Source organism: Hoylesella timonensis S9-PR14 (assembly GCF_000762405.1).
GTDB classification, from domain to species: domain Bacteria; phylum Bacteroidota; class Bacteroidia; order Bacteroidales; family Bacteroidaceae; genus Prevotella; species Prevotella timonensis_A.
The window spans coordinates 32,832-48,301 of sequence record NZ_JRPQ01000137.1 but is presented as its reverse complement, the minus strand read 5'-3'; the positions used below and the strand labels follow the sequence as shown (position 1 = coordinate 48,301).

Annotated in this window: 16 protein-coding genes and 1 pseudogene; 3 read left to right on the top strand and 14 right to left on the bottom strand. The window is 49.4% G+C overall.

What is annotated here, in order from left to right; all coding sequences use genetic code 11:
* Window positions 1–49: 49 nt before the first annotated feature.
* From HMPREF9304_RS08555 to HMPREF9304_RS08490, 14 genes and pseudogenes are all read right to left on the bottom strand, one after another.
* Window positions 50–388 (bottom strand): annotated as a pseudogene (locus HMPREF9304_RS08555) (DUF8473 domain-containing protein); the annotation flags it as partial.
* Between the two features lie 37 nt (window positions 389–425).
* Entirely contained in the window at window positions 426–1,787 is a 1,362-nt protein-coding gene (gene traM / locus HMPREF9304_RS08550) for a conjugative transposon protein TraM (RefSeq protein ID WP_023058449.1), read from the bottom strand.
* Window positions 1,738–2,070 carry a TraL conjugative transposon family protein gene (locus HMPREF9304_RS08545; RefSeq protein WP_023058404.1) on the bottom strand — a complete coding sequence of 111 codons (333 nt, stop codon included), beginning with the start codon at window positions 2,068–2,070 and terminating at the stop codon, window positions 1,738–1,740. The genes traM and HMPREF9304_RS08545 overlap by 50 nt, the downstream gene beginning before the upstream one ends.
* A complete protein-coding gene (gene traK, locus HMPREF9304_RS08540; RefSeq protein WP_023058480.1) occupies window positions 2,067–2,690 on the bottom strand; it encodes a conjugative transposon protein TraK in 624 nt (207 codons plus the stop codon). The genes HMPREF9304_RS08545 and traK overlap by 4 nt, the downstream gene beginning before the upstream one ends.
* Window positions 2,691–2,696: 6 nt before the next feature.
* The gene (traJ, locus tag HMPREF9304_RS08535) at window positions 2,697–3,788 is read right to left on the bottom strand and encodes a conjugative transposon protein TraJ (RefSeq protein ID WP_036883445.1); all 1,092 of its coding nucleotides are present in this window, start codon (window positions 3,786–3,788) and stop codon (window positions 2,697–2,699) included.
* 2 nt (window positions 3,789–3,790) lie between these two features.
* On the bottom strand, window positions 3,791–4,420 hold the full coding sequence (locus HMPREF9304_RS08530) for a DUF4141 domain-containing protein (RefSeq protein ID WP_023058438.1): 630 nt from the start codon (window positions 4,418–4,420) through the stop codon (window positions 3,791–3,793).
* 33 nt (window positions 4,421–4,453) lie between these two features.
* Entirely contained in the window at window positions 4,454–6,940 is a 2,487-nt protein-coding gene (locus tag HMPREF9304_RS08525) for a TraG family conjugative transposon ATPase (RefSeq protein ID WP_023058394.1), read from the bottom strand.
* Window positions 6,937–7,314, bottom strand: coding sequence for a DUF4133 domain-containing protein (locus HMPREF9304_RS08520; RefSeq protein WP_023058419.1), 378 nt, complete (start codon window positions 7,312–7,314; stop codon window positions 6,937–6,939). Before HMPREF9304_RS08520 ends, HMPREF9304_RS08525 begins: the two co-directional genes overlap by 4 nt.
* A 4-nt stretch (window positions 7,315–7,318) precedes the next feature.
* Entirely contained in the window at window positions 7,319–7,618 is a 300-nt protein-coding gene (locus HMPREF9304_RS08515) for a DUF4134 domain-containing protein (RefSeq protein WP_004365102.1), read from the bottom strand.
* 147 nt (window positions 7,619–7,765) lie between these two features.
* Complete coding sequence (locus tag HMPREF9304_RS08510; protein ID WP_036873519.1) at window positions 7,766–8,377, bottom strand: hypothetical protein; 612 nt, start codon at window positions 8,375–8,377, stop codon at window positions 7,766–7,768.
* Window positions 8,365–9,123 (bottom strand): ParA family protein, encoded by a 759-nt coding sequence (locus HMPREF9304_RS08505; RefSeq protein ID WP_023058465.1) that lies wholly within the window; start codon window positions 9,121–9,123, stop codon window positions 8,365–8,367. The genes HMPREF9304_RS08510 and HMPREF9304_RS08505 overlap by 13 nt, the downstream gene beginning before the upstream one ends.
* Window positions 9,124–9,147: 24 nt before the next feature.
* Window positions 9,148–9,735, bottom strand: coding sequence for a hypothetical protein (locus HMPREF9304_RS08500; RefSeq protein WP_023058486.1), 588 nt, complete (start codon window positions 9,733–9,735; stop codon window positions 9,148–9,150).
* A gap of 1 nt (window position 9,736) precedes the next feature.
* The gene (locus HMPREF9304_RS08495; RefSeq protein ID WP_004365107.1) at window positions 9,737–10,165 is read right to left on the bottom strand and encodes a DUF3408 domain-containing protein; all 429 of its coding nucleotides are present in this window, start codon (window positions 10,163–10,165) and stop codon (window positions 9,737–9,739) included.
* Entirely contained in the window at window positions 10,149–10,931 is a 783-nt protein-coding gene (locus tag HMPREF9304_RS08490) for a ParA family protein (RefSeq protein WP_023058466.1), read from the bottom strand. The genes HMPREF9304_RS08495 and HMPREF9304_RS08490 overlap by 17 nt, the downstream gene beginning before the upstream one ends.
* A 788-nt stretch (window positions 10,932–11,719) precedes the next feature.
* Between HMPREF9304_RS08490 and mobA the strand changes: the two genes are divergently transcribed.
* From mobA to mobC, 3 genes are read left to right on the top strand one after another with little or no spacing between them, the layout of a single operon-like run.
* Window positions 11,720–12,133: a conjugal transfer protein MobA gene (gene mobA, locus HMPREF9304_RS08480; protein WP_036873522.1), complete on the top strand. Its 414-nt coding sequence runs from the start codon at window positions 11,720–11,722 to the stop codon at window positions 12,131–12,133.
* On the top strand, window positions 12,118–13,347 hold the full coding sequence (mobB, locus tag HMPREF9304_RS08475) for a conjugal transfer protein MobB (protein WP_036928206.1): 1,230 nt from the start codon (window positions 12,118–12,120) through the stop codon (window positions 13,345–13,347). Before mobA ends, mobB begins: the two co-directional genes overlap by 16 nt.
* Before the next feature lie 12 nt (window positions 13,348–13,359).
* Window positions 13,360–15,375: a conjugal transfer protein MobC gene (gene mobC, locus HMPREF9304_RS08470; protein WP_023058402.1), complete on the top strand. Its 2,016-nt coding sequence runs from the start codon at window positions 13,360–13,362 to the stop codon at window positions 15,373–15,375.
* Window positions 15,376–15,470 lie beyond the last annotated feature (95 nt).

Below are 15,470 nucleotides of genomic sequence, written 5' to 3'. Positions count from 1 at the left end.
ACCTAATCACTTGCCAAAGTGATTATTATCAAGCCCCTATTATGGGCGCACTAAAGGTGTAAAACGCACCGTCCTCCGTGATGACGCTCATATTCGTCTCCTCCCGGAAGTTCTTGACCGTCGCTTTCACACGGATGACGTTCTCCGCTCCGTCCGCCTTACCCGCAATGAGGTTGGGCGAACCCAAATCCACATAGCGAACGGCGGAGGGGAAGATGATGTGCACCGTCTTATCGTAGGTGATTTCCAACCCGTGAGGCGGTATCATGCGCTCAAAGGCGATTTTACGTGTCAGTCCCTCATAGAGGTCTCCGCTTGAAGTTGTTTCCTGTGCGTTCGCACAGACTACGCCCAGCATCAGGGCGATGGCTAAAACTGTTCTTTTCATTTTACTTTGGATTAAAGTGGTGAATAATAATTGTGATTTACTTGTTCTCTGGCTGATAGAGTAGCACCTTATAACCTGCCTTCAGATGCACCTTGACGGTACGCATCTTCTTTGCAAAGTATTGGCTTGTTCCCTGTATCAGCCCCTTGCCGAGGTCGGAGGCAAGCTGTGCTTTTGCATCAGTGGAGATGTTCACGCTGCTGCCTACGGATGTCCCCATACCCGCAACGATTTCCTTGGCGGCACTGCGTTCCATCGAGCCGGGAATGAATATCCCTGCCTGTCCGTCCGTGTCATAGACCGACAGCTCCACGGGAATGATGCTTCCCCGATACTCCAATGAGGAAATGACAATGGAGAGTCGTTCGCCCTGCAACTTTGCCGTTCCCACGACAAGGGCATTGCGTGGAATCTCCCTGCCCGATACCAACATCGGCTCCAAGAGACGGAAACGCACCGTCTGCCCATCCATAACCGTCTGATTGTTATACACACAGGCTGATATGGTGTTTCTCTCCGTCTGTGAGATTGTCCCGATAGCCGTTTGAAACATATAGTTCCTCTCCTTGACATATTCGGAGCGGAAAGTCGAGTCGCTCATCGGCTGTGCCAGAGCCGACACCACTTGACCGCTCACCTGCCTGACAGGAAACGCCATTGCCTTTCCATTGCGACCGGAAGAGACCGCTTTCCTTTCGGAAGCCGTCTCATTCCCCGAGGTATGTGTCACCGAAGCAGATTGTCCATTACCTCCTGCGGGCATATACTTGGCTGCCAGTTGATAGGATTTTTCGAGCAGTGCCATCTGGTCGTTCACGGTTATAGCGGGCGACTGCTGCTCGGCACTCATACGACTTTCCAACTCCTTCAAACGGGTACGCATTTCCTCTTTTTCCGGGTCTTCTCTTGGTGCTTCATAGAAACTGCCGAGCGTGCGGTTGATGTCTTGGTAAGCGGAAGCCGAAGCATGGAATCCCTCTTGTGGAGCAGTGGTACGAGAGCCGAAACCGTTATCTCTTTCCGACAAATCCGTCTTCAATGCCAACTCTTCGGAACTCTGCACCGGTTGTCCTCCTGTCATCTCCCCGAACATGGAACTGAGGCTTTGCATGGCACGGCTTCGTTCCTGTTCCTTCTGTTCCATCATCTCCTTTTCGTAGGCTTTCTTCTTATCGCCGATGAGTTCCGAGGCTTGCGGATCCGGCATTTCCGTATTGAAACCTTGGCTGTCCTGCTCCTCCTCTTTCTTCGATGGGGCAAAGATGAGCCACATACAGCCTGCAAAAAGCAGGAACATCAGCGGGTAAATGACAAACTTCTTTCGCCTTTGTTTTTCTTCCTCCGTCAGTTCAGGCGAGGTGCTCGTATTGGAGGCTGTCTTTCTTTTGAATGGGTACATAATCGTAATACTTTAATAGGTTGATACTGTCGTTGGGATAGAGCCGCCTTACTTCAGGGGTTTCGATATGCTCGATTGCCGGTAACGTTTCCTCCTCGGAGTCTCCGTCTGAGAAGATACGGTACAAACCGTTGAAGAAAACATAGTTGGCAAGTATGGCGAAAAAGAGAAGCATCGTCAGGACGACATACAGCCTCAAATGAGCGGGGATGCGTCCGCACAGGCGGCGGAGCCTTGCCTCCGCTCCCTCCTGCATCATTCGGAACAGACTTTTCTTTTTCATCGCTTACGGGTACTGATGTCCTTGTTCTCCAAAATCTCAAATCCCTCGATGTTAAAACCGTTCGGGTTGTCGTCGCTTCGGTTCGTGTTCAGCAGGCGGCACTCCGTAACGAGGCTGCGTTCCGTGACGTTGCTGGCACGGATAATCAACTGTCGGGCATACGTCCTTGCGGAATACGGATAGCGGTTGAAGTTGCATACCACGCTGTCCACCTGCACGACTTGGTTGATGTTGCCCGCAATGATACGGTTGTAATATCCCTTCTCTGAGAAATCCCGATAATAGTTGTAGGCACTCTTGTCCGCCAAGAGCAATGCACGGGAGATATTGCTTTCAATCGCATTCTTGTCTGGTGAAAGCGTGAAGAACAGTTCGTGGAAGCGGCGGATATGCTCCTTGGCTTCCGCGGGTCTATTCTGCGACAGATCCTGCGACAGGGCGAGCATCAGCGACTTACCGCCATCCAATACATATATTTTCTGCCTCTGGGCTTCGGCAAAGGAGTAGGCACTCCATACCGAATAGCCCGCAAGGGTAGCACACAGGCAGATGACGACCAAGGTAAAGAGGCGTATCTGCCTGAAACTCGTTTCGATATTCTTTAATGACTTAAATTCCATAGCTTTTTAATTTTGTTCCGATGGTTCGGAGGATTTGTTTCCTCCCCGATGAAATAACTTCCCGGCAATCTCCTTGCCCTTGCTACCCGCATAGTTCATCGCATTTCGTGCGTGTCCTCCGGCGAAACCGCCGACGGCTCCACCCACGGCACCTGCGATACCTGCACCCTTTGAAGCAGCAAGTCCCACGTTCTTGCCATAGTTCCCTGCACCTCCCGCTTGGATAATCCAACCGGCAACGGTGGGAACGGTAAAGTAGCCGATGATACCGATGATCATAAAGACCAAATACACACCGTTCGAGGCATCTATGGAATAGGTCGGGTCGTTCTGTAACTGTGTGATGTCGTGCTTGAGCATCAGTTCCTGGATTTTTGCCAGCATCGAACTGAACAAGTCCGCCACGGGCAGCCAGAAATAGATGGAGACATACCTCGTAATCCATTGCGTGAGGGTACTCTGAAAACCGTCCCATACGGAGATGGCGAAGGCTATCGGTCCCAAGATGGAGAGGACAATCAGGAAGAAAGTCCTGAGCGTGTCGATGAGCAGGGCGGAAGCGGCGAAGAGCAGTTCCAAAAACTCCCGCACCATATTACGGAACCATTTTTTGAAGTTGTACATACTGCGTTCCACATACATCCCTGCCATCGTTGCCATATCCGAAGGCGAAAGACCGAGTTCATCTATTTTTTTATCGAACTCCTCGTTGCTCACCAAGTAGGCGGTCTCCGGGTCACGCACCATTGACTCATACTCTATCTTGTCCCGCATCTTGCGGTACTCGTCCATCTTGAAGGTTTGCGTCTCCATCATCTTGTGCGTTCCCTGCACGACGGGACTGAGCACACCGTTGATGGTGTCCAAGACCATCGGGAAAAAGAGAATGCAGAGACCGAGAGCGAACGGACGGAGCAGTGGATAGACGTCGATAGGCTCGGCACGGGCAAGCGTCTGCCATATCCTGAGTGCCACATAGAAGAGAGCACCCAAGCCCGCAATTCCCTTTGCAACGGCAATCATGTCGCCGCACATGGGCATCATCTCCGTATAAAGCGAACGGAGCACCTGATGCAGATTGTCAAATTCCGCTCCCATGGCTACCAGTATCTTTCGTTGTCCGTCCCGTACAGGTCAAGTACCCTGTCCGCATCCTTCTTCGCCTTGGCTCTGAGGTAACTCACGGAGATGTTCTTGTTGGTGTAGTAGCGCACGAGGTTGCGGTAGTCCCTCACCTCCTTGTAGCAGTGGTCCACCACGTCCATACGCTCCTTGTCGGTCATCTTCAGTGTGGTGATGTTCACCACCTGTTTCAGTTCCTTGAGCAGGTTGTTGCTCTCTCCGAGCAGTTTGGTATAGCCGTTGGCAATGGCTATCAGTTCCTCCGGTCGGAAGTTCGGGTCGGAGAGCATCTTCTTGTAGTTGTTCACATAGATGTCGGAGATTTCCCCGACCATCAGAATGGTCTCCTTTACCCTTTGGGCATCACGAACGAGGTCGTTCACCTTTTTCAGGGCATCGTAGTACTTCTTGCTCTCATTGTAGAGCTTCTCCACCTCCTTGAAGTTGTCGAGCGTGTTCTTGACCGTCTTGGAGGTCTGCACGATTTCCTTGGTGGTGTTGATGATGCTCTGTGCAAGGTTGGTGGGGTCTGTGACCACCCACTGGGCGTGTGCGCTACCTGCCATGAGACAACCGCACGCCATAAGCATTAAAATTTTCTTTCTCATTTTACTTTGGATTTTAGTGAATGTTATTGTTGTCTAATTCTCTTCGGCAAGTTGCCTGACGGCAAGCTCCATGTTGCCGCCAAGTTGCTCGGCTCTGGCAAGCACACGCATCTTCTCCGTCTCTTCCGTCGTGTAGGTGAGGTATTCGGCTTTCGACACTTCCGTGGCATAGACGGCGGACTGTACGCCACCCAGCCCAATCCACACCTCCTTGTATAACCTTGTGGCATCGTTGCTCTGGTTGATGGAGAGTATCTGCCCCCGTTCCTTGTCCGTCAGTCCCAAGAGTTCCTGTATCTGATCGAACTTGTTCATGTACTTGCGCTGGTCAAGCAGTATCTTGCAGTCGGAATTGTTGATGATACTTTCCTTGACAATGGGCGACTGGATGATGTCGTCCACCTCCTGTGTAACCACGACCGCCTCGCCGAAGAATTTTCTTACCGTTTTGTAGAGGTATTTTATATATCCCGCCATATTTGCGGACGCAATCGCCTTCCAAGCCTCCTCGATAAGGATGACTTTCCGTATTCCCTTCAGCCGTCGCATCTTGTTGATGAAGAGTTCCATAATGATGATGGTCGTGATGGGGAAAAGGATGGGATGATCCTTTATCGCGTCGATTTCGAAGACGATAAAGCGGGCGTTCAAGAGATCGAGCTGCTTGTCCGAGTTCAATAGATAGTCGTATTCTCCACCCTTATAGTACGGCTCCAGCACGTTGAGAAAATTAGCCAAGTCAAAATCCTTTTCCCTGACCTTCTTATCATGGAGCAAAGTCGCATAATCGGTAGTGAGAAACTCATAAAAGCTGTTGAATGAGGGTACGATGCCGTCGTCCGTCTTGATACGTTCGATAAAGAGCGACACGGCATTGGAGAGGGCGACCTCCTCCGAGCGTGTGGCAGGTTCGTTATCCTTCTTCCAAAGGGTCAGCAGCAATGTCTTGATGCTCTCGCGCTTCTCCACGTCGAACACCTTGTCCGGTGTATAGAACGGGTTGAAGCTGATGGGGCTTTCGTCCGTGTAGGTGAAATAGACCCCGTCCTCACCCTGCGTCTTGTGGCGTATCATCTCGCACAGCCCCTGATAGCTGTTTCCCGTGTCCACTAAGACGATATGGGTATTCTGTTCCCAGTACTGCCTCAAGAGATGGTTGGTGAAAAACGACTTACCGCTGCCCGAGGGTCCCAAGATGAACTTGTTACGGTTCGTGATGATGCCTTTCTTCATCGGCAGGTCGGAGATGTCAAGGTGAATCGGCTTGCCGCTGCGGTCTGCCATCTTGATGCCGAACGGTGAGAGCGAATCTTGGTAGTTGGTCTCCTCGTTGAAGAAGCAGACCGCCTGTTCGATGAAGGTGTAGAAACTCTCTTCGGCGGGGAAGTCGGCTTCATTGCCCGGGATGCCTGCCCAAAAGAGCGTAGGCACGTCCACGGTGTTGTGCCGTGGCTTGCACTCCATCAAGGCAAGCTGGCTGCCCACGTCGTTGCGGATACATCGGAGTTCCTCGCCGTCCTCGCTCCATGCCAGCACGTTGCAGTGGCAGCGGACGGAGGTAAGCCCAAAGCTGTGCGCCTCATTCAGATACTCGTCTATCCACTGCTTATTGATCTGGTTGCTTCGGCTGTAGCGGGAGAGCGAGTACATGTTCCGTGCATTCTTCTCAAAGCGTTGCAGGTTCTCCGCACTGTCGTCAATGAGCACATACTGGTTGTAGATATGGCTGCACGGCAGCAACAGTCCCACGGGTGCGGCAAAGGAAAGGCGGCAGTCGCTGCGGTCAGTGGATAAACGCTCATAGCGCATATCCGTGCCTACCAGCCCGGGCAGGTCTTCCGTATCGGAAAGGGTATGCAGGCAGAGTCGCTTATCACCGATACGCATTTGGTCGGCTTTGAGGTCGATGTCCTCCAAAACCGTCGTGTCGGAGAGGGACAGCGAGAAATACTTCTCAATCAGTCCCGGTGTCTCCGCCGTCCCGATAATCTCCTCGTCCGTTAGGCGAGAGAGGCGAATAAAACCGCTTTCGTTCATAATCCGCTCGAATTGCTCGGTCGCTTCGAGGAACTTGCGGGCAGTATCCTTGTCCCGTACCTCCTTGGGGATGATATGTCCTCGGCAGAGGGTGGAGAAGTTGCTTTGCTGCCGGTTGCGGTTCTTGGTCGTCTTGGTCAGGAACAGATAGCAGGCGTGATTCAAGAACGGTCGCTCATTGAAGTGTCGCTCGAAACTGCGGGAGAGGAAACTCATCTCCTCCTTTTGCAAGTCCGGACGGTAGCCCTCCTTGACAAACCAATCCTGCTTGTGTACGACGCTGTAGGTCGGCAACACCTTGATTGCCTTTACCCAAGAAGAATGGATAGAGGCATACTCCGCACTCGTCACCGTATAGAGTTCGGGCAAGTCCACACGGAAAGCGACCGTGATGTCGGCGTCCTTCGAGATGATGCAGCCCTCTTCGACGGCAAGCAGCGGGAAGCGGTTTTCCAGCGTGGTGGCTTTCAGTACGTTTCTCATTCTTTGTCCTCCTTTCCTTTGTTTGTTCTTTTACGTTCTCTTCTCTTTCGTCTTGGCAGCTCCTTGTACCGTAGCAGACGGGGAATGCGTCGTCGGTTGATGAGGTAACGGGGATGGCTGTGCAGCGCGGAACGCTTCATCAGGCCGTGTTCCCCATACTTCCTGTTCAGGGAGAAGGTCTGCCACACCAAGATGGCTGCGGCAGTACCTCCGAATCCGATACAAATCCATTGATTGACACCCGCCATGTAGAGGATGACAAACAGCACGAAGAGGGCGAGCAGCCCTCCTGCGAAGATGAACAGGTATTGGCTTTTGAGTCCCTGAAACTCTACCGAACGACCGATCCCCTTGTTGATGGGATAGGTCTCCATAGGCTTAGAGGAAGAAACTTCTTAAAATGGTGGCTGCGACAATAAGGAAGATACAGGCTCCAAACCAGCTTGCAGCGGTTTTCGAAGTGTCCGGGTCGCCTGACGAGAACTTTGAATAGACCTTTACCCCGCCGATAAGTCCCACGACCGCACCGATGGCGTAGATGAGTTTCGTGGCAGGGTCAAAATAGGACGTTACCATGTTGGTGGCTTGGTTGATGCCCGACAAGCCGTTGCCTTGGGCAAAGGCGGAATAGGCGGAAAGCAGCAGAACGGCTGCGATAAGAAAATGTCTTTTGGTCATAAATCTTTGTTTTGTGCCGAGAGGATTGGATATGTTCTCTCGACGGGTGAATACTGTTGTTACTTTCGGATTTCAGTGGTGGCTTCTCTCGTATGTCAGCCGTACTCTTTTTCTTTCATCGTCTTTGACTGTTTAATGGGTTTGTTACTATTTGCCCTTGCCCTCAGAGGGAACATAAAGCTCTTCAAAACGGTTGCGGACAATATCGTCTATCGTGGAAGAACGAACTTTGTCGCTTCGGAGTGTTTCCATCAGACGAGTGCCTTCCAATTCGGTCAATGTCTCACCGGCTCTTTGTCGCTCCGCTATGGAAGAGGCGTTTCGGTGTATGACCGACAAGGCTTCCTGCACCCGTGCAAAGTCAATTCCTCCGTCGTATGTCTCCTTTTCAGCGTTCGGCACTGCCACTTCGACCTCTTCCTCTTCTCCTGCCGTTGCCCCATCCGTTTCATACCAGAGGGGAACATCGTCGATTTCAGGAAGTCCTCCCGTATCTCCGGAGTGCTCGTTTCCGTTTTCCATGGCAAATGTAGAACTCTTTTTCCCCGTAGAATCGACTTCCGGATAACTGCGTACTTGTGGCTTCGAGTGGCATATTTGAAAGCGACTTTTACCGATGATTTCAGCCTCGGAAACCTCTTCTGTGAGATCTTCCCTTTTGGCTTTTCGTCTTGCCATTCTCTTTCTCCGTTCGTATCCAAAGAATAGAAGCAAATATAGGAGATAGAGCAGGAATGCTATAAAAACTACTCGGAACATAGGCGGGAGATGATTTCGAGTAGTTCTTTTCCCAAACTATCGGCAAGCCGACCTGATGTTCCGCCTCTTGGAGAACGGAGCGTGCAGATACCCGCCTTGCCGTCAGCGAAGCATGGACGGAAATGTTTGGAATATGGCAAGGAGGTCTGCATAAGTACAGCTCCCGTCTCATCGGCAAGCGTTCGACAGCGTTCTTGGACTTCTTCTTTTTCCCAAGAGCCGACCATGTTACGAAGCAGGCAGAGTTCCTTGATGCTTCCCTTGCCCATGGTTAATACCTGTTCGCCTACAATCTCAATGAAGCGGCGGACGGCATCGGCATCCATCGGATTACCCGTAACGGGAAAGATGACCGCATCCATACGGGTCAATAACTCCACCGTACCTTCGGTTCGCATCAATGGCGGCAGGTCGAAAAAGATACACTTGGGGCGAATTCCCGTATTGAGTCGCTCTGCTTCCTTCCATGTTTTTGCTATGGGGACACAAACAATTGGATAGGGTTGAAGCCATAATGGTTGCCGCATCATATTTTTGAGGCACTTATCGGAAAATCCTTGCTTATTTTGTCCCTCAGTTTCTTTTCCCCTTAGGTAAGCCGTCGTATAGAGCGGATAATTGCAGTCTATTACCGCAACGCTGTATCCTAAATGATAATGAAGGGTACTTGCCGCAAGTACGGTAAGCGTGGTTTTGCCGACACCTCCCAAAGGGGATGCAATGGCGATGTGAATCGGATTGCTCATGATTTTTCTTTTGATGGGTGAATACTATATCTTGATAAATTTGCTGTAATCGAAGTTCCCGGACTGAACCGCCTTGTGAGCTTGATTCATGACACGTTCCAGCAGTTCATGGATACGTCCGCCGGCAACTTTCTCTATCTCTTGGAGCATCGGTGAATCGTGCAACTTACAGATGGTTTCTGCCGCTTTGACCTCTTCCTCTATGGGAACCTCCTTACGGGACAGGACACTTCCCATGTGGTGCAGTTCTTTCGCAGTGATACTTTCTGAGAGAGAATGGCTTTCTCCCTCAAACTCCACCTGAACGTACTCCTCTTCACTCTCCATATCCAGAAGTTCCGAAGATAGAACAGGCTTGCTATTCTCCTCGTCCTCCTCTTCGGGTGTTATGGGAAGTTCGGCCAACAGGACATTCTCCTCTTGTACGAACTCCCGCTTGGGAATACGTATAGTAACAACGACTTTGTCTTTTCCCCGTTCCTTAAAGAAGAGTCTTAAGTCTTGATAGAGTCGCTTGGCTTTTCGATAGAGGTCGTACAGGAAACGCACGACCTGCACGCTGCCGAGATAGGCTAAGCCGACCAGCAGCAGAATGAAAAATGTCTGTTTCATGTCACAATAATTTCTTGAAATTCTGTTCGCTTAACCGGTTGATTTCTTCCTTGTAGTCCTCTAAATGTTTGAGGAGGATATTTTCGACATACATTCCCAGCGTCATTTCCCGCTTCCTGATGAAGAGGACAATCTCCGCCAGCTTATCCTGCAATTCTTTGGAGATGTAGATAGCCTTTCGGTCAAACAAATCATTGCGGTGCATGAAGAGTGATACATAGTCTCCCTTGGCGACATTCCTGCGACGGGTACGAATGGGAGAATGGAATTCTTCCGCCGTTTCTTGGGGTACTTCAGTCATATCGTTTTTCTTTTCCTCGACTGTGGCTGATGCAGCCATCTCACTCTCTTTCTTTTTCATCGGGATACCCTGTGAAATCAATTCCCGAATGGCTACGGGATCGACCTTTCCTTTATTCTTCTCTGCCATAATCTTCTGTTCTAATGATGTTAAGAATATCTTCTACAAGTTCTTTCAATTTGCTGCCTCGCAAAAGGGTGCGGGAAGGAGGAAAGATGGTGGAACGAAACAGTGTCGCCCCATTATCTGTCGCCTCTTTCTTATAGCGTGTCGTATTGGGGACAGCAGTCGGCAAAAGAGGAAGTCCCAATTCGGCAATCACTGTTTCGTACAGCGCATAGAGCGGTGTCTTCTCCCTGCCGTCCACCATGTTCCAGAAAAGGTATATCCCTTTATTCTCCGTCTGTGGATTGTCGGTGATGCCTGTCTTGATGACGGAGGCAAAACTCAGGGTACTCTCCAACGAGATACGGTCTGCGGAGATCGGCGTAAAGATGTAATCCATTCCGGAGAGCGTGTTCACCACACCATCGTTGTTGATGGTGCCGGGCAGGTCAAAGAAGACGAAATCCGTATCCGCTTCATTCGTTTCCAGATATTCCCTGACTGTTTCCACGGCTGTATCTGCCGTTGAACATAGAATGGTGTATGTGGACTTAGACCCACCGGAGAACTGGGCGACAGCCAATTCCTGCAGCGATGGGTTGCGTTCCAAGCCTTGTGCATCACGCTGACGCATGGCATTGATGCTGAATTGCGGATAATCGCAATCCACGACAATCAGATTATACCCGCAAACATAGTGCAGGTAACTTGCTGCCAAGACCGTGAAGGTCGTTTTGCCGACACCACCCTTCTGAGTGGAGAAGGCGATAAAAACAGGTTTCTTTTTCATTTCATTTTCTGTTTAATGGTTTTACATATATGGATGGGAAGGTGTATGCACACCTTGTTTTACTCCTCTGAAAAGGCAGATGGGGAATTGCCGCCATAAGGAAATGGATTTCCATGTGGGCATACCGCCGGAGGCTTTGATAAGGGAATAGAGCCTTACTTGGAGGGGGATTTCCCTCCTTGCCTAAGTATCGGAAAACATGACGGGGGATACACTTGCATACATCCTCCCGCACGTCTCCCATTGTACACTTGTGCAAGTATATACGGAGCTGCTGCCCTATGCCCATTCTCATTCCTATTGCCATACCCTTGGTTGCCTGTTCAAGTAGCTACAAACAGGTGTTTAGACTTGTGGAAGTTGGTATGCCCTCCTACCGGTGAACACCTGTCTGACGGGGCAAATATAGATGTCTTTCAAGCTGTTTTCGCCCCCTTTTTACTAAGTGCGTACTTGTGGCTTCGATTTGGTTGTTTATGGCTTCGTTGCTTGTAACTAACTTATACACAATAGGTAGTAACTTTGCACCCAAGCGATGAGCCGGTGCATTGAAGGCATTAGGAGATATTCTTTTCGAGAAGGTAACGCACCGTCCTTCGGGACGGATTTATTTGCGTCCGTGCAAATAGCAAGGTATGTCTTATGCTGCACGACTTCGTTTTTGCAGCATAAAACCCTTGCTCTTGCAGAGAGCTGAAAAAACTCCGAAGTCGTTTTTTCTTGATAAGAAGAATGCGATGCCTCAAATGCCGGTGATGTCGTGAAACACTAAAATCCATAGTAAACAAATGAGACAAAAGGAAATGAGGAGTATAAGCTCCAAAGAGAAGACGGAGAAGCGTGTTTCCGTTAATTTCACGCCTACCGAATTTGCACAATTCCTATCTATGAAGGAAGTGGCAGGTGTTCAGAGTTTATCGGCATTCATCAAGGCAAGAGTTTTCAACGAGACCTTTCGGGTGATAAAAGTGGATCGCTCGTTGCTCGATTATTATCAGAAACTGACGACTTTGTACGGACAATTTCGCAGTGTCGGAGTGAATTATAATCAAACTGTAGTCGCTTTGAAAAGCAATTTTACGGAGAAGAAAGCCTTTGCGATGCTCGCCAAGTTGGAGAAAATGACACTCGAATTGGCGGTCATCGGAGGGGAAATTGTGCAATTAACCCGAGAATTTCAAGAGAAATGGTCGCAAAAATAAGTTACGGAAGCTCACTATATGGGGCATTGGCGTACAATGGAGAGAAGGTAAACGAAGGTGTAGCAAAGATCTTGGAGACGAATAAGGTGTTCTGTCCTGCCGATGGTGGGCATGATATTACTGCTTGCATGCAAGACTTTATGGCATATATGCCAAGCCAAATTCGCACGAAAAAGCCCATTATTCATATCTCCCTGAACCCGCATCCCGATGACAAGCTCTCCGATGAACAGTTCTCCGTCATTGCATTGGAGTATATTGAGAAGATGGGTTATGGCAATCAGCCTTTCGTGGTCTATAAGCATGAGGACATAGACCGGCATCATCTACACATCGTGACCTTGGCAGTGGATGAGACGGGACGGAAGATTAACGATGGGAATAACTTCTACGCCAGCAAGCGTATCACACGGGAGATGGAGCAAAAGTATGGATTACACCCTGCCGACAGGAAACAATTCAAGGAAGCGTTTCGCTTGCGGAAAGTCCGTCCCGAAGAGGGAAGCCTTAAAAAGCAACTGGTTTCGGTCATCAAACCGGCAGCCAAATTCTACCATTGTCCGAGTTTCAAAGAATACCGAACCTTGCTTTCCACCTATAATATATGTGTGGAGGAAGTTAAGGGAGAAGTACACGGAAAGCCTTACAACGGGCTGGTCTATTTTGTCACGGATGAAAATGGCAAAAAGTTTGGAAATCCATTCAAGTCCTCGGTCTTTGGGAAATCTGTCGGATATGAAGCCCTGCAAAACCGATTCAAGACTGCCAAAGAAAAGTTGAAAGAGAAACAGTTTGCACCTAAAACCAAGTGGGGCGTGGAACAGGCTATGAATCGTTCAGCCACAAGAGAGGATTTTAGGGATAATCTCCATCGCAAGGGTATTGATGTACTCTTCCGTGAAAACGAAGAAGGTAGGCTCTATGGCATCACCTTCATAGACCACAATAACGGATGTGTGGTCAATGGCTCACGATTGGGCAAGGAACTTTCGGCGAATGCCGTAGCAGAATGGTTCGACCGTCCGCACCCCGAACTGTCCGATTCTATACAGCAGAGTGAAAAAAGTAGTCTTTCCCAAACCTCGAACTCGGATGAAGACTCCGTATTGGGAGGTCTGCTTGACCTGCCGTTGGAGGCTCACGGTACGGATTGGGAGGAAGAGCAGTTCAGAAGAAGAATGCAGCGTAAGAAAAGAAAACATCGTAAACTCTAAAAACAACAGACTATGTCACAACAAGAAGATGATTTGAGGGCACTGGCGAAAATTATGGATTTTCTGCGTGCCGTAAGTATTATTTTGGTAGTTGCCCACCTCTATTGGTATTGTTACGAAACCATCAAACTATGGGGACTGAACATCGGTGTGGTGGACAGGATACTGATGAATTTCCATCGCACGGCGGGGCTGTTCGGCAACATGCTTTATACCAAACTCTTTGCGCTGGTACTGATGGGTCTTTCCTGTCTGGGCACGAAAGGCGTGAAAGAGGAGCACATCACTTGGGCGAAAATAGGAGCATTCATGGGCATCGGCTTTGTCTTTTTCTTCCTTAATTGGTGGATACTCGCCTTGCCACTACCCATAGAGGCGAATGCGGCTCTCTATACTTTTACGATAACCGTAGGGTATGTTTGTCTGCTGATGGCGGGACTCTATATGAGCCGGCTCTTGAAGAACAACCTGATGGAGGATGTCTTCAATCAGGAAAACGAATCCTTTATGCAGGAGACAAGGCTATTGGAAAACGAGTACTCGGTCAATCTGCCGACCCGTTTCTATTATCGTAAGAAGTGGAACAAGGGTTGGATAAACGTGGTCAATCCTTTCCGTGCGGTATCCGTCTTGGGAACACCGGGCAGCGGCAAGTCCTATGCCATCATCAACAATTTCATCAAGCAGCAGATTGAGAAAGGCTTTGCGTTATACTGTTATGATTTCAAGTATCCCGACCTCTCCACGATTGTGTATAATCATCTGCTGCATCATTCAAATGGCTATAAGGTCAAGCCGAAGTTTTATGTGATCAACTTCGATGACCCGAGACGGTCGCACCGCTGCAATCCGATACACCCCGATTTCATGAGCGACATATCGGATGCCTATGAATCGGCTTATACGATTATGCTCAACCTGAACAAAACGTGGGTGCAGAAGCAGGGGGATTTCTTCGTGGAGTCGCCCATCGTCCTCTTTGCCGCCATCATCTGGTATCTCCGCATCTTTGAAGGTGGCAAGTACTGCACCTTTCCGCACGCCATTGAGTTTCTCTGCCGCAAGTACGAGGATATTTTCCCGATACTCACCTCTTATCCTGAATTGGAGAACTATCTTTCTCCTTTCATGGACGCTTGGCTCGGAGGGGCGGCAGACCAGTTGCAAGGACAGATAGCCTCTGCCAAGATACCGCTGTCAAGGATGATCAGTCCGCAACTCTATTGGATTATGACGGGAGATGATTTTACATTGGACATCAACAATCCCCAAGCTCCCAAAATCCTATGTGTGGGAAACAATCCCGACAGGCAGAACATCTATGGGGCGGCATTGGGATTGTACAATTCGCGCATTGTCAAACTCATCAATAAGAAAGGAATGCTGAAAAGTTCGGTGCTGATAGACGAGTTGCCTACCATCTATTTCAAGGGATTGGACAACCTGATTGCCACCGCACGAAGCAACAAAGTGGCGGTTTGTTTAGGTTTTCAGGACTTCTCCCAGTTGAAGCGGGATTATGGAGACAAGGAAGCTGCCGTGGTAATGAACACGGTCGGGAACATTTTTTCGGGACAGGTGGTCGGTGAGACGGCAAAGACGCTCTCGGAGAGGTTTGGCAAGGTGCTTCAGAAACGGCAGAGTATGAGCATCACCCGTAGCGACAAGACCACTTCCATCTCCACACAGATGGACAGCCTGATACCTCAGAGCAAAATTTCCACACTCACGCAAGGTATGTTTGTAGGAGCGGTTGCCGATAATTTCTCCGAACGCATCGAACAGAAGATTTTCCACTGTGAGATTGTGGTGGACAATGCGAGGGTGGCAAGGGAAACGGCAGCCTATCGTCCGATACCTGTTCTTACTGACTTTACAAATGAAGATGGAGAGGATATGATGGAACAGGAGATAAAGGCGAACTATGACCGTGTCAAGACGGAGGTGCGGGAAATCGTGGAGCGAGAGTTGCTACGGATAGCTAATGATCCCGAACTATCCAAGCTCTTAACTACCAAGAAATCATAAAAATAAGTGGTAATTTTCTTGGCTCAACAAGTGGATTTTTGTATTTTTGAAGTCGTAAGAATTTGAATCAGATGAATTGCTTTAATCACATAGAA